17 protein-coding genes are annotated in these 17,915 nt (G+C 34.2%); 13 read left to right on the top strand and 4 right to left on the bottom strand.

The genetic code is table 11. From position 1 onward, the window contains the following. Positions 1-98: 98 nt before the first annotated feature. Complete coding sequence (locus L987_RS10405; RefSeq protein WP_047504540.1) at positions 99-1,637, bottom strand: AbgT family transporter; 1,539 nt, start codon at positions 1,635-1,637, stop codon at positions 99-101. A gap of 227 nt (positions 1,638-1,864) precedes the next feature. Between L987_RS10405 and L987_RS10400 the strand changes: the two genes are divergently transcribed. Beyond that, positions 1,865-2,683 (top strand): SDR family oxidoreductase, encoded by an 819-nt coding sequence (locus L987_RS10400; protein WP_047504902.1) that lies wholly within the window; start codon positions 1,865-1,867, stop codon positions 2,681-2,683. A gap of 107 nt (positions 2,684-2,790) precedes the next feature. On the opposite strand, the gene L987_RS10395 is transcribed toward L987_RS10400, so the two are convergent. Next, positions 2,791-3,867: a M42 family metallopeptidase gene (locus tag L987_RS10395; RefSeq protein ID WP_047504537.1), complete on the bottom strand. Its 1,077-nt coding sequence runs from the start codon at positions 3,865-3,867 to the stop codon at positions 2,791-2,793. Positions 3,868-4,068: 201 nt separating this feature from the next. Here L987_RS10395 and L987_RS10390 point away from each other — a divergent pair, with 201 nt between their 5' ends. Further along, a complete protein-coding gene (locus L987_RS10390; protein WP_047504534.1) occupies positions 4,069-4,584 on the top strand; it encodes a thioredoxin domain-containing protein in 516 nt (171 codons plus the stop codon). A gap of 150 nt (positions 4,585-4,734) precedes the next feature. Here L987_RS10390 and L987_RS10385 read toward each other — a convergent pair whose 3' ends face one another. Next, positions 4,735-6,318: an FMN-binding glutamate synthase family protein gene (locus L987_RS10385; RefSeq protein ID WP_047504532.1), complete on the bottom strand. Its 1,584-nt coding sequence runs from the start codon at positions 6,316-6,318 to the stop codon at positions 4,735-4,737. 196 nt (positions 6,319-6,514) lie between these two features. On the opposite strand from L987_RS10385, the gene L987_RS10380 reads away from it, so the two are divergent. From L987_RS10380 to L987_RS10365, 4 genes are all read left to right on the top strand, one after another. Next, positions 6,515-7,297 carry a CPBP family intramembrane glutamic endopeptidase gene (locus L987_RS10380; protein WP_047504529.1) on the top strand — a complete coding sequence of 261 codons (783 nt, stop codon included), beginning with the start codon at positions 6,515-6,517 and terminating at the stop codon, positions 7,295-7,297. Positions 7,298-7,385: 88 nt separating this feature from the next. Next, positions 7,386-8,036, top strand: coding sequence for an ABC transporter ATP-binding protein (locus tag L987_RS10375; RefSeq protein ID WP_002482400.1), 651 nt, complete (start codon positions 7,386-7,388; stop codon positions 8,034-8,036). Further along, positions 8,033-8,806 (top strand): ABC transporter permease, encoded by a 774-nt coding sequence (locus L987_RS10370; RefSeq protein WP_011302408.1) that lies wholly within the window; start codon positions 8,033-8,035, stop codon positions 8,804-8,806. The genes L987_RS10375 and L987_RS10370 overlap by 4 nt, the downstream gene beginning before the upstream one ends. Positions 8,807-9,066: 260 nt before the next feature. Beyond that, positions 9,067-10,239, top strand: coding sequence for an MFS transporter (locus L987_RS10365; RefSeq protein WP_011302409.1), 1,173 nt, complete (start codon positions 9,067-9,069; stop codon positions 10,237-10,239). A gap of 98 nt (positions 10,240-10,337) precedes the next feature. Here the strand turns inward: L987_RS10365 and L987_RS10360 are convergent, their stop codons facing one another. Then, the gene (locus tag L987_RS10360) at positions 10,338-11,696 is read right to left on the bottom strand and encodes an APC family permease (RefSeq protein WP_011302410.1); all 1,359 of its coding nucleotides are present in this window, start codon (positions 11,694-11,696) and stop codon (positions 10,338-10,340) included. 187 nt (positions 11,697-11,883) lie between these two features. Between L987_RS10360 and L987_RS10355 the strand changes: the two genes are divergently transcribed. From L987_RS10355 to L987_RS10325, 7 genes are all read left to right on the top strand, one after another. Then, entirely contained in the window at positions 11,884-12,477 is a 594-nt protein-coding gene (locus L987_RS10355) for a YdeI/OmpD-associated family protein (RefSeq protein WP_047504526.1), read from the top strand. A gap of 237 nt (positions 12,478-12,714) precedes the next feature. After that, entirely contained in the window at positions 12,715-13,275 is a 561-nt protein-coding gene (locus L987_RS10350; RefSeq protein WP_002482405.1) for a TetR/AcrR family transcriptional regulator, read from the top strand. Positions 13,276-13,457: 182 nt separating this feature from the next. Then, a complete protein-coding gene (locus L987_RS10345; protein WP_011302413.1) occupies positions 13,458-14,345 on the top strand; it encodes a 3-keto-5-aminohexanoate cleavage protein in 888 nt (295 codons plus the stop codon). Next, positions 14,345-15,310, top strand: a complete 966-nt coding sequence (locus L987_RS10340; protein ID WP_011302414.1) for a 3-hydroxyacyl-CoA dehydrogenase NAD-binding domain-containing protein — start codon at positions 14,345-14,347, stop codon at positions 15,308-15,310. The genes L987_RS10345 and L987_RS10340 overlap by 1 nt, the downstream gene beginning before the upstream one ends. A gap of 1 nt (position 15,311) precedes the next feature. Beyond that, positions 15,312-15,785 carry a thioesterase family protein gene (locus tag L987_RS10335; RefSeq protein ID WP_011302415.1) on the top strand — a complete coding sequence of 158 codons (474 nt, stop codon included), beginning with the start codon at positions 15,312-15,314 and terminating at the stop codon, positions 15,783-15,785. A 296-nt stretch (positions 15,786-16,081) separates the two neighbouring features. Next, positions 16,082-17,266 (top strand): betaine/proline/choline family ABC transporter ATP-binding protein, encoded by a 1,185-nt coding sequence (locus tag L987_RS10330; protein ID WP_002482409.1) that lies wholly within the window; start codon positions 16,082-16,084, stop codon positions 17,264-17,266. Further along, entirely contained in the window at positions 17,266-17,901 is a 636-nt protein-coding gene (locus L987_RS10325; RefSeq protein WP_002482410.1) for an ABC transporter permease, read from the top strand. Before L987_RS10330 ends, L987_RS10325 begins: the two co-directional genes overlap by 1 nt. The last annotated feature ends 14 nt before the right edge of the window (positions 17,902-17,915 follow it).

Below are 17,915 nucleotides of genomic sequence, written 5' to 3'. Positions count from 1 at the left end.
TCCAATGTAAATACAAATAAGTCAATTGTTTGAATGATAATGATGAAAAAAACCAAGCATACAGTAACATCGCTACTTGTATGCTTGGTTATAATTGTTTATTTAACCTGTAAAGGACCGCCTGGACCTAATGGCCAACCTAATAAATACCAGATAATCATAAATAAAGGCCATACGATACTTAACACAATTGTATAAGGCATTAGACTCGATAATAATGAGCCTAACTTCATGTTATTATCATATTTTTGTGCATATGATAATAACAGTGGTAGGTAGGGCATCATCGGTGTAATCGGATTACTTATTGAATCTCCGATGCGATAAAGCATTTGTGTGAAAGCAGGATGGAAACCTACAAGCATGAGCATAGGTATAAAAATAGGTGCTAAAATGCCCCATTTGGCAGAAGCGCTACCAATCAATAAATTGATGATTACGCTTAACAAAATAATGCCTAAGATAAGTATGATGCCATTTTGACCTTGTAATAAGGCGGCTCCCTTAACAGCAACGATAACGCCTAAATTACTCCATTCTAAAAATGCTAGTAGTTGTGCTGCAAAAAATACGATGACGATAAATGAACCCATCGACGACATAGAATCAGCTAACATTTTACCTAAATCTTTAGAGTTTTTAAATTCCTTCATCATTAAACCATAAACTAAACCAGGTACTAAGAATAAAACAAGGATAATTAGCCCAACGCCATTAATAATAGGGGCATCGTTAAGTAAGCTACCTGTTTTAGCATTTCTTAAAAAACTGCCTTGAGGTATAGCTAAAATAATAAGTAACGCAATCATGATGAAAAAACTTATATTTGCCCAAAATACAGCGCGATTTTCTTCTGTTGTCAGTCCAGTATTTTCATCATCAACTTGAATATCAGAATTTGAGTCGTCGTATGAACCTAATCTTGGAATAACAAAGCGCATAGTTACCCAATAAACGGCGGGGAGTAAAACAAGTACACTTGCAGCAATAAAATACCAATTCATGGCCACATTGACATGAACATTGTCAGAAACAATTTTAGTCGCAGGTTCAGTAAATGCATATAATAAGGCATCTGACATACCGATCATGATATTTGCTGAAAACCCACCAATGGCTGATGCGTATGCCATCGCTAATCCTGCAATAGGGTGATATCCCAATTTAATAAATACCATGGCAGTTAACGGGGGTAAAACGATAGGTGCAGCATCACCAGCTGCATTACCTAAGATTCCAATAAGTATGATGACTGGAACGATAAATTTTTTAGGTGCTTTATGTACAATTTGAACCATTAATTTGTCAAAATAACCTGTTTTTTCAGCGACACCTACACCAAGCATAACAGCTAATACGAGACCTAGAGCTGGGAATTCAGAAAAATTCTTCACAGCATCATTTAATATCATCATTAGACCGTCTTTACTTAAAATACTCTTAATAGCAATTGTATCTCCAGTACCAGGGTGTTTTACGGTGATGTGAAATAGTGAAACAATCCATGTGATAATAGCAAGTCCTAAGCACATCAAGAAAAATAAAATACTTGGATCAGGTAGTTTATTACCAACTTTTTCTACAATATTTAAAAATCTATATACGAGTGTCGGTTTATGCTTTGTATTTGAAGTCATATGTACTACCTCCTAATTAAGTTATCGAAAGTATATCAGAATAATCTTTTTAATTGAACAAATATTCTGAAAATAAATATGTGCTTAAGAAAAAATTTACACATATGCATGTAAAAAAGTATCAAAAAGCGTAATCAAGTTTCAATTTTCTAGAAAAAGGGAATTATGTAAAAAAACGTTTTTACAGAACTGGAAATACATTTTTTAGATAGGAGAAGTGATGAATGATGGGAAGATTAAATAACAAAATCGCTATTTTGACAGGTGCAAGTACAGGTATTGGTGCTGCCTCAGCAAAAGTATTAGCGAATGAAGGTGCGCATGTATTGGCAGTGGATATTTCAGAAAAAGTGCATGACACTGTCAAAGAAATCAATAATGCAGGCAATACAGCTTCAGGTTATATCGTAGATGTGTCCGATGCGCACGCAGTTGAACGCTTTGCTCAAGCAATTAAAGAAAAGCATGGAAAAATAGATGTGCTCTTTAATAACGCTGGTGTTGATAATGCGGCGGGGCGTATTCATGAATATCCAGTTGAAGTATTCGATAAGATATTAGGTGTTGATTTAAGAGGTACATTTTTAATGACTAAGTTTTTACTACCGCTTATGATGGATGAGGGCGGTTCGATTATCAATACGGCATCATTTTCTGGATTAGCTGCAGATTTAAATCGTTCAGGTTATAATGCAGCCAAAGGTGGGGTCATTAATTTCACGCGTTCGACTGCGATTGAATATGGTCGTGAAAATATTAGAGCAAATGCTATTTCACCAGGTACGATTGAAACACCACTTGTAGATAAATTAACAGGTACGGCTGAAGATGAAGCGGGTAAAGCATTTAGAGATAATCAAAAATGGGTTACACCATTAGGTAGATTAGGAACACCTGAAGAAGTTGGCAAACTTGTAGCCTTCCTTGCGTCTGATGACAGTTCATTTATAACGGGTGAGTCTATCACAATAGATGGTGGTGTTATGGCGTATACATGGCCAGGAGAAATGTTAAGTGATGATAGTTGGAAAAATACAACGAAATAATTTGGTAGCTGTTTTTATGAACGAATGTGAAATGTAATAAAATCCACACAGTAACTGATTAACTCAGTCTCTGTGTGGATTTTAATTTATAACTAGGTTAGCGAATATTACCAGATAATTTGATCGACAACATCATTATTTAATGATTTTACAATCTCAGTTACAAGCGCTACCGAATTTTTATAATCATCTGTGTGTAAAACGGACACATTAGAATGCATGTAACGCAATGCAACCCCGATAGAGACGGTTGGTGTGCCTTCATTAGCGACATGAATGCTGCCGGCATCAGTACCGCCACCAGCAGTGGTATCTAATTGAACAGTAATATTATGTTTTTTAGCCACGTCTTTAATATGTTTTGTGAAACCAACATGACCAATGTTGGATGCGTCCATAATAATCACAACCGGTCCATTACCAATAGCCGTATCACTGACTTGACCTGACATACCTGGCGTATCATAAGCAATGGCAACATCAACGGCAATTGCCAAATCAGGTTTGATTTTATTGGCAGCAACTTTGGCGCCACGCAGACCGACTTCTTCTTGTACATTTGCGCCAGCCACCAAGTTGATATCTATCGCTTCATTCTTTAAATTTTGTAATACATCTATGGCAAGTGCACAGCCATAGCGGTTATCAAATGCTTTAGCAGTTAAGTATTTTTGATTAGCCAATGTTTCGAATTCACTGTATGGCGTCACCATATTACCGATTTCGATGCCAAATTGTTCTGCCTCTTTTTTACTCTTAACACCAATATCAATAAACATTTCTTTCATATCAATTGTTTTTTTACGTTCCTCTGGTGATAATACGTGAGGGGGTTTTGAACCGATGATACCTCTGATTTTTTTACCTTCATCTGTTGTAATCGTTACCTTTTGCGAAAGCATGACCTGGTTCCACCAACCGCCAATGGGTGTGAATTTTAAGAAACCATTGTTATCAATTTTAGTAACGATAAAACCAACTTCGTCTAGATGACCTGCAACCATTAATGTTTTATCTCCATTAGTGGCTGATTTTTTACCAAAAATACCACCAAGATTGTCTTCGATAATTTCATCGCTTACGGGTGTTAAATAATCGTTCATTAATGCTTTGACTGCCATTTCGTGTCCAGCAATGCCATCGACATCCGTTAGTGATTTTAGTAATTTCACTGAATCATTCATAAGAATTCCCCCTTAAAAATTTATGTGTATCTATATTTTACCATTTAGAATTTAATAATATAGTTTTTTGATTGAATACAAATTCAAATCATAAGAAACAACAATGATTGTTAATCCTTACTAAAATACTAAGACTAAATGAGTGCAATATGTAATGTGTCATGTTTCAATAGTATTATAGATAAAGTGGAGGGATTAATTATGACAGAAGTTAAACATCTAACATTTGGTTCGAAAAATGCGCCAATAACAATTGAGTCGTTTATCAATTTTGCATGTCCGTTCTGCAAGAACTATTTTAAAGCAGCAGATCATGCACTCACACCTTATATTGAGTCAGGTGAAGTGCAACATGTCGTTAAACATTTTGATAAAACAAAACAAGCATTATTAAAAGGAACGGTTGCAAACATTCATTTAAATTATGACAATCCTGAAGAAACATTAGCAATTATTCGCCAATTATACGATACACAAGATCAATGGAAAGTAAGTTTTGCCACTGTTGAAGATAAAATGGCAAATGAATTTAATTTAACACCTCAAAAAGATGCAGATGAACGCTCTTTAGCAATCAATGAAGAAACATTTGAACGCGGTATTAAAGGGATACCCACTGTATTTATTAATAACGAAAAATTTGAATTTAACCCCTTAAAAGATGAACAAGATAAAATTGAGTCATTGTTAAATGAAGCTATTTCTAAATTAAAGTAATCTATAAAATAAAAAAGTCTCAAGCGTTAAAGTGATTACTTTAACGTTTGAGATTTTTTTTGGCTTAGCTTGGATTAAATCATGTGAATTGCAAAAGTATTGAGTAGTTCAATGCTTATTATTTATTTTAACTTTAGCGAACTTAATCAGTTAAGCGTGTTCAATCAATTTTAATTTATAGTCTTGTATAGATTGGATACCACCATCTTTACTTTTAATGATAATATGTTCTTTTGTAATTTTTGTAGGGGAATCTACGCCTACAGCTGCAGAAATATTAAACAAGCCTTCATGTAAACTTGTAATAAAATTAGTGACACGATATTTTTTCTCATCGATGATTAATCCTTTTTCACGTTTAGGATCAGTCGTTGCCACACCTACTGGACAAGTATTCATATGACATTGTTGGCTCATAATACACCCAACACTAATCATCATGCCACGGGCGATGTTTACCAAGTCTGCGCCAAGTCCTAATGCGATAGCTATCTTATCTGGCGTTATCAATTTGCCTGATGCAAAAACTTTAATTTGATCTCTAATACCATATTTTTCCAATAATGCTGTTAAAATAGGAAGCGCTGTAAATAGAGGTAAGCCGACACCATCTTCTAATTCTTGGAATGTTGCACCAGTACCGCCTTCTCCTCCGTCGATGGTAATGAAATTAGGATATTGCTGATTTTCAACCATTGTACGAACAAGGTTTTCTACTTCAGATACTTTGCTAATGACCATTTTAAAGCCAACAGGTTTTTGTCCGGTTTGTTGTAATTCATGGACCCAATTCAATAAGGCATCTGGACTGTCGATATGCTCAAAACGGTTAGGTGAGTTTATTGTCAGCCAAGGTTCTACTTTTCTTATAGAAGCGATTTCTTCTGTGACTTTGTTGCCCTGCATGTGGCCACCACGTGTTTTGGCGCCTTGTGCTAATTTGATTTCAAATGCTTTAATATGTTGATTATGGGATAAATCGATAAAGGCTTGTTGGTCAAACTTTCCTGCTTTATCACGAACACCAAATAAGCCTGGTCCAATTTGAAATATAATATCAACGTTTCCAGATAGATGATGTTCCGATAAACCACCTTCGCCCGTGTTCATCCATGTACCAGCTTGACCCAGCCCTTTTGAAAGGGCAGTGATAGCACGGCTACCTAAAGCGCCATAACTCATACCCGATTGACCTACTAAACGTTTTATTTTAAATGGATGCTCAAGTTGAGCACCTAATATAATTTGGTCTTCATCTGATAAATAGTAAGGATCTATTTCAACTTTTGTTCTATGTTCATCACGGTTAAACAAGCGTTCGTTATCAATTTTATAAATAAAAGAAGAAATCATAGGTGATTGGTCGATATGTAACTCAGCTGTTTGTAAAGGAAACATCGTGTTTTGTATATAAAAACCATCTTCATAATCATGTTGTGTTCCAAAACTTGTCATTCTAGAATTATATTTACCCGCAACGACAATATTTGTAAAATCATTTCTTGAAAATGGTTTACCTTTGGTATCAGCCAAAAATAGATACTGACGTAATTCAGGCCCAATTTTTTCTCCAAAATAACGTATGCGTGCAAGTAGTGGATAATTGCGTAGCACACTATGTTGCTTTTGTCGTTTATCTTTAAAAAGTAACACTGCCCCCATTACCAGAACACTAAATAAAAAGAATACAATTATAATATTAACGATAAATTGTAATGTAGTTAATATAGTCATAAAAATCAGCCCCCCTTATGTTAATTATATAGTACAACAAAATGAACATATTACAATAATATAGTGAGTTGAATACGTAAGTTATTTGAGATTATAATATTTTAGAAAGGAAGTTGATAAAAAATTTAATAATTTGTATATACACTATAAGTAGACATGATATATTTAGTATATGTACGAATTAGGAAGGTGTCATATGACTGAGAAATCAACCGAATTAAAAAATAATAATCAGCAAGATAAAAGTGTTTGGGATAACAAAAAAATTGTAAAAAGAGATTTTTGGCTTATTCCAATTTATTTATTAGCGAATAACATCATGCCACTCTTGTTATTTGCTGCTATATATATTGTCTATTCAGTATTTAATTTTAAAAATGAAGATTTTGTAACTGATGAAAACATACTAATTATGGGTGGCTTGCTTGCCGAAATCGTTATATTAGTTAGTTTTTATGCAATGCATTTAAAAGATCGTTTAATACCGATTTCCAACCAACGCATTCATGCAATCCCTAAATATCTGTTTATCATCGTGGCGACTTATATTGTCACACTTGGATTAAATAGTTTATATGATTGGATGATGGAATTTTTACCTAAAGGATTGCAATATACAGAAACTCAAAATCAAATGCTTTTAGAAAAAATGTTTGAAAATAATTGGATGTTACCATTTCTATTTATAGATATTGTCATACTCACACCAATCATCGAAGAACTATTATTTAGACATTTAATTATTCATGAGTTAGGCAAAAAGATAACATATACTGTTGCCTCGATACTCTCAACGATATTATTTGCAAGTGTGCATGTGTTAGGTGCAACATCACCATTTGAAATCGGTAGTTATCTCATCATTGGGGCTGGTTTAGCCTTTGTATATGTGAAGAGCGGAATGAATTTGGCTGTTTCAATAACATTACATGCATTAAATAATCTCATATCATTTATAGCTATCGTTATTTTAAAATAAATGATTTTTGAGCTTATTGATGAAACAAGCTATTAAAATTGAAAAGTTAGGGAATAGTAATGCGAGAAATTAAAAAAGGTGGGCTTCTATGTTAGAACTAAAAAACATAACATATAAGATAGATAACCGGGATATTATCAATGATATAAATTTAAAAATTGAGGCAGGCGATACGATAGCAATTGTAGGGCCTTCCGGAAGTGGTAAAAGTACATTGTTGCGTTTGATTAGTAATTTGATTAGCCCAACAAAAGGAGAACTATATTTAAATGATAAGCCTTACGAACAAATAAACCCAGAACAACTACGTATGAATGTAAGTTATCTATTACAAGAAAGTGATTTATTTGATAGAACTATCGGAGAAAATCTAGCTTTTCCAGCAGAAGTTAGACAAGATAAATTCGATCGTAAACAAGCTAAACGTTTATTGAAAACAGTAGGTTTAGGTCATTATAATTTTAATACACGTGTTGAACATTTATCCGGTGGTGAAAGACAACGTATTACGATAGCGAGACAACTCATGTACACACCAAAGGTATTGCTTCTAGATGAAGCGACAAGTGCTTTGGATGTGCATAATAGTGAAAAAATAGAATCCTTAATCTTTAAATTGGCTGATGAAGGCGTTGCTATTTTATGGATTACACATAGTAATGATCAAAGTAATAGACATTTTAAAAAGAAAATTAGAATTGTGGATGGCAAAATCGATAAGGAGGAGCGTTTATCATGAGTACAACTGCACTAGCATTAACGGGTCTCCTCTTACTTTTTCCGATTATTGTTTCTTACAAAGAAAAATTACATATTATTAAAGATTTATTAATTGCGACGGTTAGAGCAATTATTCAATTAATTATTCTCGGCTTTCTATTGCATTTTATATTTGGTGTGAATCAAACATGGCTATTAATCGTATTTGTACTAGTCATTATTATTAATGCTTCGTGGAATACAATTAGTAGAGCATCTCCAGTAATGCATCATGTATTTTGGATTTCGTTTGTTGCCATTTTTGTTGGTGTAGCGTTACCTCTAGTTGGTGTCGTTTTAACAGGGGCGATAGAGTTTAAGCCTAATGAAGTGATACCGATTGCAGGTATGCTAGGTAGTAATGGTTTAATTGCTATAAATTTAGCCTATCAAAATTTAGATAGAGAATTTGTGAAAGAAATGAGCCAAATTGAATCTAAGTTAGCACTTGGTGCGAATCCCAAATTATCTTCTAAAGAAACGATACGTAATAGTGTGAAAACGGCGATTGTACCAACAATTGATTCCGTTAAAACGTATGGTATTGTTTCGATACCAGGTATGATGACCGGCTTAATTATTGGAGGCGTAGAGCCGTTACAAGCTGTTAAATTTCAATTAATGGTTGTCTTTATTCACACAACTGCGACGATTATGTCTGCGCTTATTGCGACTTATTTAAGTTATAAACAATTCTTTAATCACCGCGATCAACTGATAAGTAGACATTTAAACCAAGAAGACGCATAAATATTGGATAGACGGCGAGTATAAAAAGCACTGTTCAGCATTTTAATAAAAATTTTAAAAAGAATTGAGCAGAGCTTTATTGTTATGTTTCAATATAAACACGAATCTGAGATATCTATTGATGTCTCAGGTTCTTTTTTTGTATGGTTGGATATTTGCTGTGAGAGCAAATTCAGAAGTGTTCAAATGTGTTGACGTATGGTTTATAATGTAATAGTTATGTAAAAATTTACATCTTAATTTAAGGGAGGAGTGAAAAGATGTCGATTATGAGAATTGCCACCTTTATTTTGAGTATCTTTATCGTAGGTATGGTTGAAATGATGGTTGCAGGGATTATGAATTTGATGAGCATTGACTTGCATGTTTCGGAAGCGATTATTGGACAGTTAGTGACGCTTTATGCCATCACATTTGCCATTGCAGGACCTATATTAGTGAAAATAACGAATCGGTTTTCTCCAAGACCTGTATTATTATATGCATTGCTTGTTTTTATTGTCGGAAATATGATCATTGCTTTTGCACCTAATTTTTCTATTTTAGTATTTGGACGCATCATATCATCTGCAGCAGCAGCACTTATCGTGGTTAAAATATTAGCGCTAACAGCTTTATTAACTGCGCCACAACATCGAGGGAAAATGATAGGTATTGTTTATTCAGGCTTTAGTGGCGCAAATGTACTTGGTGTACCAATTGGGACAATTATCGGTGACTTAGTTGGATGGAGATATACATTCTTATTTATTGTCTTTGTAAGTGTGTTAGTAGGTATATTGATGTATTTCTATGTACCACAACCTCAATATCAAACGGTAAATACAGAGTCTAGTACTAAGCAGCGTGAAAGTAATTATTCTAAAATACTTAGACCAGGAGAAGTCGCTAAGTTTTTAGCTATCACATTCTTATTGCTAGTTGCAAATTCTGTGACATTTATTTATATTAATCCACTTATGTTATCAAGTGGTCATGACTTATCTTTCGTATCGATTGTATTATTAATCAATGGTGTTGCAGGTGTTATTGGAACATCGATGGGTGGGTTCCTTTCAGATAAATTGACGAGTAAACGTTGGCTAACGATTGCCACTATTATATTTATCACGATGATGTTACTGTTGAATTTATTCTTATCAGTGACAGGCGTATTATTAATGATTATCTTCATATGGAATATCATGCAATGGAGTACAAATCCAGCTGTTCAAAGTGGTATTATAGAACATGTTGAAGGTGATACAAGCCAAGTGATGAGTTGGAATATGTCTAGTTTAAATGCGGGTATCGGCATTGGTGGTATTGTCGGTGGTCTAGTTGTTTCTAAAATAGATGTTTTAGCAACTACGTACTTCACTGCAGCCATCGCATTCGTAGCTTTTATTTTAATCATTAGTCTAAAGCAAATGACTAAATTTAATAGAGCCTAAGGTAAATCAATTACACTTATAAAATGAACAGTGCTTTGTATATAAAAGTGGACTTACATTCTCAATGTAGAAGAGAGGATGTAAGTCCTTTTTTTAATTTATAAAGTTGATTTTTCTATTGATTGGGCTGTATTAAAATGAATATCGCTAAGTGCAATTTTATTTTTCTTATTAGAAACTTGCGCAATAATAGCGGAAAGTAAAATATAAATTAATGTACCAATAATATAACCTATTTTTAAATCAGAAATTAATAAATAAGATTGATACAATAGCACAATAATAGCAATGATTGCCATCGTTACAAGTATTGGATAGGGTACTTTAAATGGCGATTGCTTATAAGCATCTGGATATTTTTTGGGTAGTTGCGTAGAAGCTAAAGCTGGAAAAGCAAAAACAATTAATGAAATCCCAGTACCTAACTGTGCTACAACATTTAGTGACATACCTGTAATAATAGGTAATGCACCAATAATGTAGAAAAGTAATAAAAGCCAATGAGGTGTACCAAATCGTTTGTTCACACTACCTAAACGTTTAGGTAAATAACCATCGTGTATTGCAACTAATAAACTTTTAGTTACCCAAGTAAACGTTGAATTGAGTGTAGTCGCTAATGCGAACATTGCGCCCCCAACCATGAAGAAGATGAATACTGGGGTCGGCAAGACTTCTTGCGCAACACTCGTTAATGGTCTGCCAGCAACCTCTGGAATTGGTAGTACCCCTACAGCAATAGAAGCGATAAAAGCGTATAACAAACCTACAAATATAGTTGCAATGATAATGACTATTGGAATATCTCTTTTTGGATTTTTCATTTCTCCACCTAGTTCAGCAACAACTTGCGCGCCACCAGTTGCAAACGAAACAAGCCCAACGGCAGTAAAGAATCCTGTGAATCCATCCGGAAGCATGGCATGCATATTAAAAACACCAAAATCCACATGTGGCAGACCGAAAATGATAAAACAAGACAAAGCAATAATTAGAATGACAACCATTAAATTACCAATGATAGATGCTGACTTAATACCAATGATATTAACAATAAATAAAATGGTAAGTAAGGCAAAAGCAACAAGTCTAACAGGAATACCTGGTAAGAGTCCTTCTAAGTATTGTGCGAATGATAAAGCATATAAAGATAATGTAACCTGTAAAAAGATGAATAATAATAACCAAAATATCCCGATTTTAGGGGACAATAAACGACTTGTATACTGATACATACCACCAGTCGTAGGTAATGTGGATCCTAATATGGCAATTGGGAACATCGTTAGTAATGTAATGATTGCGGATAAGATAAATGCGGGTGTGATACCACTTCCGGTCATTTGTATGCCAATGCCTGTTAGCGACATGACGCCAGCACCGATAATTTGACCTATAGCAATACCCATTACATCCGTAAAGCCTAATACTTTTTTTAAGTTTGTTGCTTGTTGCATTCAATCATCTCTAAATTATATGTATTTTTAAAAATAATAAAAAAATTATAACATAATTATCCCTTAATTCATAGTAAACTTATCGGAAAACAAGAGTTAAGTTTTTGAAAAAGCTAATTATAGATAAATAAAAGGTTTTCATAGTAGAATAAAGTTAATAAAAAAATTATTAAGAGGTGTAATTTTTATGACTAATGAAAAAGAAAATATTAAAGTAAATGCATTTATTGATAGATTGAAACAATGGCAAGAGGAATTTAAAATTTTACGTGAAATTATAAATGAAACGGAATTAACTGAAGATTATAAATGGATGCATCCTTGCTACACGTTAGATGATAAAAATGTCGTTATCATACAAGACTTTAAGCATTATTGCGCATTACTTTTTGAAAAAGGTGCTATTATGGAAGATCCTTATCAATCACTTATACAACAAACTAAAAATGTACAAGCAGCAAGACAATTACGTTTCGAAAGTTTAGATGAAGTTAATCAACGTAGAGACGAGATTAAATGGTATGTTGAAGAAGCGATTAGAATAGAAAAATCAGGTAAGAAAGTACCTATGAAAAAAACTGAAGACTATGATATGCCTGAAGAATTACAAGCAAAATTAGATGCAATGCCAGAATTAAAAGAAGCATTCAATAACTTAACGCCTGGTAGACAAAGGCAATATATGTATCATATTGGTCAGGCAAAGAGAGCGGCAACACGTGAAAATCGAGTAGAAAAATATATTGATTATATATTGGATGGCAAAGGCATGAATGATTAAATACTTGAAAGCATTTGTATAAGTAAAAGAAGTTATCATGTGAACGACGTATGCAAAAATACAAAGCGGATTGCCTTATGAAGGTTAACGCTTGAGTTATGATAAAATAGCACACATTTTAGTTTAGCATCCAAAAATGAAGTTGCAACTTTATCATATATCGTATATAGTTTGCTCGAATATAAAACTACGGTTAAGTCATATTTTGAAACGTATTTTGAGAAAGAAGGTGTATGAATGCCGAGAGTTTCCAAGAGGATACAATTACTACAAGCTGCTGCAGCAATTGTAGATGAGCAAGGTAGTGAATATTTAACGCTAGATGCCGTTGCCAAAAAGGCAGGTGTCAGTAAAGGTGGGCTATTGTATCACTTTAAAAACAAGTTTGCATTAATTCAAGGTCTTGTTGATCATGCCGATGAATTATATAGAGAAAATGTGAATGGACATGTACATGCAGATAAACAAGACCAAGGGAAATGGGCACGGGCGTTTATTGAAGCGACGAGATCTCATCGTTCAGAAAATGGATCGATTACCTCAGGAATGCTTGCTGCACAAGGTATTAATAGCAATTTGTTATTACCTTTACAGGACACTTATAAAGAGTGGCAAACTAATATTGAAAATGATGGATTAGACAAAGTAGACGCTACAATTATTCGTCTGGCAGTGGATGGTTTGTGGCTTTCAGAAATATTTGGACTAGATGGACTTGATGAAAACATGAGAGAACAAGTTTTGAATAGATTAACCGAATATACGCACCCCAATAAAAATCAAGAAAGCAATGGCTAAATGTTCTAAATTAATAAAAAAATAATAAAATGTTTAATTCATGTAAACCACTGATAGTATAAGGATAATCAACTTTTGAATGTTGTTTATCCTTATTTTTTATATTTATAAAACTTGAAACTAAACCGTCTGGTTGGTACACTTAGCGATGTGTTAAATAACTCTGTGGAGGTTTATAATCAATGAAAAAAGTGATGCTAACAGCAGCTTTAACAGGTGCTGGAGATACTACAGCAAAGAATAAGTGTGTTCCTGTAACACCTCAAGAGATTGCTGAATCAGCAATAAAATGTGCAAGAGCAGGCGCGACAGTTGCACATATTCATGCGAGAGATCCAGAGACAGGTGGTATTAGCCACGATGTTGAATTTTTCAAAGAAGCCGTACGACTTATTAGAGCTGCAGATGAAGATATTATTATAAATATTACGTCAGGTGGTGGCGGAGATTTTATTCCAAACCTTGAAGATCCATATCTCGCTGCAGAAGGATCTGATATACAAACACCAGAAGAAAGACATGAACCGATAGGCAGCTTACTACCTGAAATGTGTACTTTAGATTGTGGTAGTGTCAACATGGGAGATACAGTTTATTTAAGTCCAACTGATTGGTTAAGAAAACAAGCTCAACTTGTAAAAGAGGCTGGTGTTAAGCCTGAATTAGAGTGCTTTGACAGTGGTCATATTTCATTCGCTAAGCAATTAATCAGTGAAGGATTAATTGATGGTGAACCAATGTTCCAATTTTGTTTAGGTATACCTTGGGGAGCTGAAAATGATCCAGAAACGATAGAATACTTTAAAACGCGTATACCGGAGCATGCCCACTGGTCAGCATTTGGTATTGGAAGAATGCAATTTCCAACGGTTGAAGAAGCAGCAAAGCGTGGCGGCAACGTTCGTGTTGGATTAGAAGACAATTTATATTTAGCCAAAGGTGTTAAGGCAACAAATGAGCAATTAGTTGAAAAAGCTGTCGAAATATTGAACGGATTAGATATAGAACCAATGACCCCGGCAGAAGCACGTAAAAAATATCAATTAAGAGATCCACAAGGAGGAGCATAATGAAGTTTGCAGTTGTAGGTACAGGCGTTATCGGAAGTGGATGGATTACTAGAATGTTAGCTCATGGGCATGAAGTCATTGCTACAGACCCAAGTGAAGGCGCATATGAAAGAATGTTAAAACAAGTGAAACAAAATTGGCCATATGCAGAACAATTAGGTTTAGCAGAAGGCGCTGCAATCGATAATTTAACATTTACACCTTATTTGGAAGAAGCGGTTAAAGATGCAGATCATATACAAGAAAATGTTCCAGAAATTGAATCTTTAAAAGATCAAGTGCTGACAGAAATTGATTTTTATGCGAAAACAGATGCAACGATTGGTTCGAGTACTTCTGGTATTATGCCATCAGAATTGCAACAAAATTTACAACATCCTGAGAGATTGATTGTAGCCCACCCATTTCATCCAGTTTATATTTTACCGCTCGTTGAAATCGTTCCTGGTAAAGCAACAACGGAAGCAACAACATTAAAAGCTGAAGAAATTTACGAAAGCATTGGTATGGATGTACTTCATGTTAGACATGAGATTGAAGGACATGTAGCAGATAGATTAATGGAAGCACTATGGAGAGAGGCATTGCACATTGTTAATGATGGTATAGCGACAACGGAAGAAGTTGATAAAGCATTTACACATGCTGCAGGTTTGCGCTATGCACAATATGGTCCATTCATGACTTTCCATTTGGCCGGTGGTGAAGGCGGTATGCGTCACATGCTGAAACAATTTGGTCCAGCTTTAAAAAAACCATGGACTAAATTAGTAGCACCAGAATTAACACAGGACCTGTATGAAGAAGTGGTCAATGGCTGTGAATCATCTTCTCAAGGACAAACAATGGCGGAACTTGACCAAAAACGTAATGAATTCTTAGTAAAAGTAAAACAACTTGCTGAGTCATATTGGCCAGAAGATACACCCTCTATGAAAAAGAAAACACAACAATCGGTGAAATAAAATGACAAACAAATTATATGAATACAAGACGCATGTAAATGAAGCTTGGGTCGACCATAATGGGCATATGAATGACGCAGAATATAATCGTGTATTTAGTGATGCAACGGATGCATGGCTCGCATTTTTAGGGTTAGATGTGCAAACAATTGAAACGTTGGACTACACTGTCTTTACTTTAGAAAACCACGTTATGTATTTAAAAGAAATTAAAGTAAATGAAGCGATTACTGCTTCAGTTGAGTTATTTGATTACGACGCCAAAAGATTACATGTGTTTATGACATTAAGTGATGAAGCAAATGATAAGTGTGCAACTTATGAGGTTATGTTAATGGGAATGAATACTAAATTGCATAAGCCTGATGCTTTTCCTACTGATATACAAAAAGCAATTGATGATTATGCACAACATGCTTCAATAAAAAAACAACCCAAAGAACTTGGACATCTTATTGGTATAAAACGTAAATAAAATTTTTGAATGAGTTTGAAACGATTGAATAAAAAGGTGTTAAAAATATTTTATATAACCAAATATTTGGTTATAAATTGTTTAATGTTATTTATTAATGTATCTTGTTATATATAGGATGATAAAATCAAAGCTAAATTGATTATTCTGTTTTGATTGTTTACACACGAATAAAGTAGGGCTATGTGTGCTCATGTTTTTACTTATTTTTTAGTATTTGTATAACATCCACAGATAGTCCTATATTTATTATGAAATATTTTAAATTGAATATGTACATAGAAAGGAATTGACTCATGTTAAGTATTAAAAACTTATCTAAAGTCTATGGTGGAGGAAAGAAAGCTGTAGATAATATTTCACTTGAGATTGAAGCCGGTGAATTTATTGCATTTATAGGGACAAGTGGTAGTGGTAAAACAACTGCTTTAAGAATGATCAATAGAATGATTGAAGCAACTGAAGGGCAAATAGCTATAAATGGCAAAGATGTTCGCAAAATGAACCCAGTTGAGCTACGTAGAAAAATTGGGTATGTGATACAACAAATTGGATTGATGCCACATATGACGATTAGAGAAAATATCGTATTAGTACCTAAACTTTTAAAATGGTCTCAAGAAAAGAAAGAGAAAAAAGCTAAAGAACTGATAAAATTAGTGGATTTACCAGAAGAATTTTTAGATAGATATCCTTCACAGCTCTCAGGAGGACAACAGCAACGTATCGGTGTTGTGCGTGCGTTAGCAGCAGAACAAGATATCATTTTAATGGATGAACCATTTGGCGCGTTAGATCCAATTACGAGAGATACGTTGCAAGACTTGGTTAAAGAACTACAACAAAAGTTAGGTAAGACCTTCATTTTCGTTACACATGATATGGATGAAGCTATTAAACTGGCAGATAAAATTTGCATTATGTCTGAGGGACGTGTCATACAATTTGATACGCCAGACAATATTTTAAGACATCCTGAAAACGATTTCGTACGAGACTTTATTGGTCAAAATAGATTGATTCAAGATAGACCTAACATGCGTACAGTTAAAGATGCGATGATTAAACCTGTAACAGTTCATGCGGATAGCTCATTAAATGAAGCAGTTAAGATTATGAGAGATCGTCGTGTTGATACCATCTTTGTTGTGGGTAACAATCGTAGATTACTTGGATATTTAGATATTGAAGATATCAATCAAGGTTTACGTGGAAATAAAGAACTGATTGATACAATGCAACGCGATATCTATCGCGTAAGAATAGACAGTAAATTACAAGATTCAGTTCGTACAATATTGAAAAGAAATGTAAGAAACGTACCTGTAGTGGATAGTGATGAAGAAACGTTAATTGGATTGGTTACGAGAGCAAACTTAGTAGATATCGTGTATGACAGTATCTGGGGAGAAACAGATGAAGACGATGATGCTACACAAGACGCAATTGTTGAGCCCGATAATGTAGGAGCTGATAAGTAATGAAACAATTCATAGAGCAATATGGTGGGCAACTGATTTCCAAAACAGTCGAACACTTTTATATCTCAATGATCGCTTTGTTAATTGCAATCGTAGTCGCAGTACCATTAGGTATTATACTATCCAAAATGAAAAGAACTTCAAACATTGTTCTCACAATTGCTGGTGTATTACAAACGATACCAACATTAGCAGTATTAGCTGTAATGATACCAATCTTTGGTGTTGGAAAATTACCGGCCATTGTCGCATTATTTATCTATGTACTACTACCAATATTAAATAACACAGTATTAGGTGTTAAGAATATTGATAGTAATCTTAAAGAAGCAGCAATCAGTATGGGGATGACACGCTTTCAATTAATGAAAGACGTTGAATTACCATTAGCTTTACCATTAATCTTGGGTGGTATTCGATTATCATCTGTTTATGTCATTAGTTGGGCAACACTTGCAAGTTATGTAGGTGCAGGTGGCTTAGGTGACTTTGTATTTAATGGATTGAACTTATATGACCCATTAATGATTGTGAGTGCAGCTGTATTAGTTACAGCATTAGCATTAATAGTGGATGTACTATTATCATTAGTAGAAAAATGGGCAGTACCCAAAGGATTAAAAGTATCCAGATAATTTAAGGAGGACAT

This window comes from Staphylococcus sp. ZWU0021 (assembly GCF_000798895.1).
Taxonomy (GTDB): Bacteria; Bacillota; Bacilli; order Staphylococcales; family Staphylococcaceae; genus Staphylococcus; species Staphylococcus saprophyticus.
The sequence above is the reverse complement of the archived record's forward strand: the minus strand, read 5'-3'. Positions and strand labels throughout refer to the sequence as shown.

What these genes read in the sequence shown, in the direction of transcription:
- L987_RS10360 (WP_011302410.1), bottom strand. Translation starts at nt 11,696, where the DNA reads ATGCAACAAGCAACAAACTTAAAAAAAGTATTAGGCTTTACGGATGTA.
- L987_RS10330 (WP_002482409.1), top strand. Translation starts at nt 16,082, where the DNA reads ATGTTAAGTATTAAAAACTTATCTAAAGTCTATGGTGGAGGAAAGAAA.
- L987_RS10380 (WP_047504529.1), top strand. Translation starts at nt 6,515, where the DNA reads ATGACTGAGAAATCAACCGAATTAAAAAATAATAATCAGCAAGATAAA.
- L987_RS10405 (WP_047504540.1), bottom strand. Translation starts at nt 1,637, where the DNA reads ATGACTTCAAATACAAAGCATAAACCGACACTCGTATATAGATTTTTA.
- L987_RS10345 (WP_011302413.1), top strand. Translation starts at nt 13,458, where the DNA reads ATGAAAAAAGTGATGCTAACAGCAGCTTTAACAGGTGCTGGAGATACT.
- L987_RS10385 (WP_047504532.1), bottom strand. Translation starts at nt 6,318, where the DNA reads ATGACTATATTAACTACATTACAATTTATCGTTAATATTATAATTGTA.
- L987_RS10365 (WP_011302409.1), top strand. Translation starts at nt 9,067, where the DNA reads ATGTCGATTATGAGAATTGCCACCTTTATTTTGAGTATCTTTATCGTA.
- L987_RS10325 (WP_002482410.1), top strand. Translation starts at nt 17,266, where the DNA reads ATGAAACAATTCATAGAGCAATATGGTGGGCAACTGATTTCCAAAACA.
- L987_RS10390 (WP_047504534.1), top strand. Translation starts at nt 4,069, where the DNA reads ATGACAGAAGTTAAACATCTAACATTTGGTTCGAAAAATGCGCCAATA.
- L987_RS10335 (WP_011302415.1), top strand. Translation starts at nt 15,312, where the DNA reads ATGACAAACAAATTATATGAATACAAGACGCATGTAAATGAAGCTTGG.
- L987_RS10350 (WP_002482405.1), top strand. Translation starts at nt 12,715, where the DNA reads ATGCCGAGAGTTTCCAAGAGGATACAATTACTACAAGCTGCTGCAGCA.
- L987_RS10375 (WP_002482400.1), top strand. Translation starts at nt 7,386, where the DNA reads ATGTTAGAACTAAAAAACATAACATATAAGATAGATAACCGGGATATT.
- L987_RS10400 (WP_047504902.1), top strand. Translation starts at nt 1,865, where the DNA reads ATGGGAAGATTAAATAACAAAATCGCTATTTTGACAGGTGCAAGTACA.
- L987_RS10395 (WP_047504537.1), bottom strand. Translation starts at nt 3,867, where the DNA reads ATGAATGATTCAGTGAAATTACTAAAATCACTAACGGATGTCGATGGC.
- L987_RS10370 (WP_011302408.1), top strand. Translation starts at nt 8,033, where the DNA reads ATGAGTACAACTGCACTAGCATTAACGGGTCTCCTCTTACTTTTTCCG.
- L987_RS10340 (WP_011302414.1), top strand. Translation starts at nt 14,345, where the DNA reads ATGAAGTTTGCAGTTGTAGGTACAGGCGTTATCGGAAGTGGATGGATT.
- L987_RS10355 (WP_047504526.1), top strand. Translation starts at nt 11,884, where the DNA reads ATGACTAATGAAAAAGAAAATATTAAAGTAAATGCATTTATTGATAGA.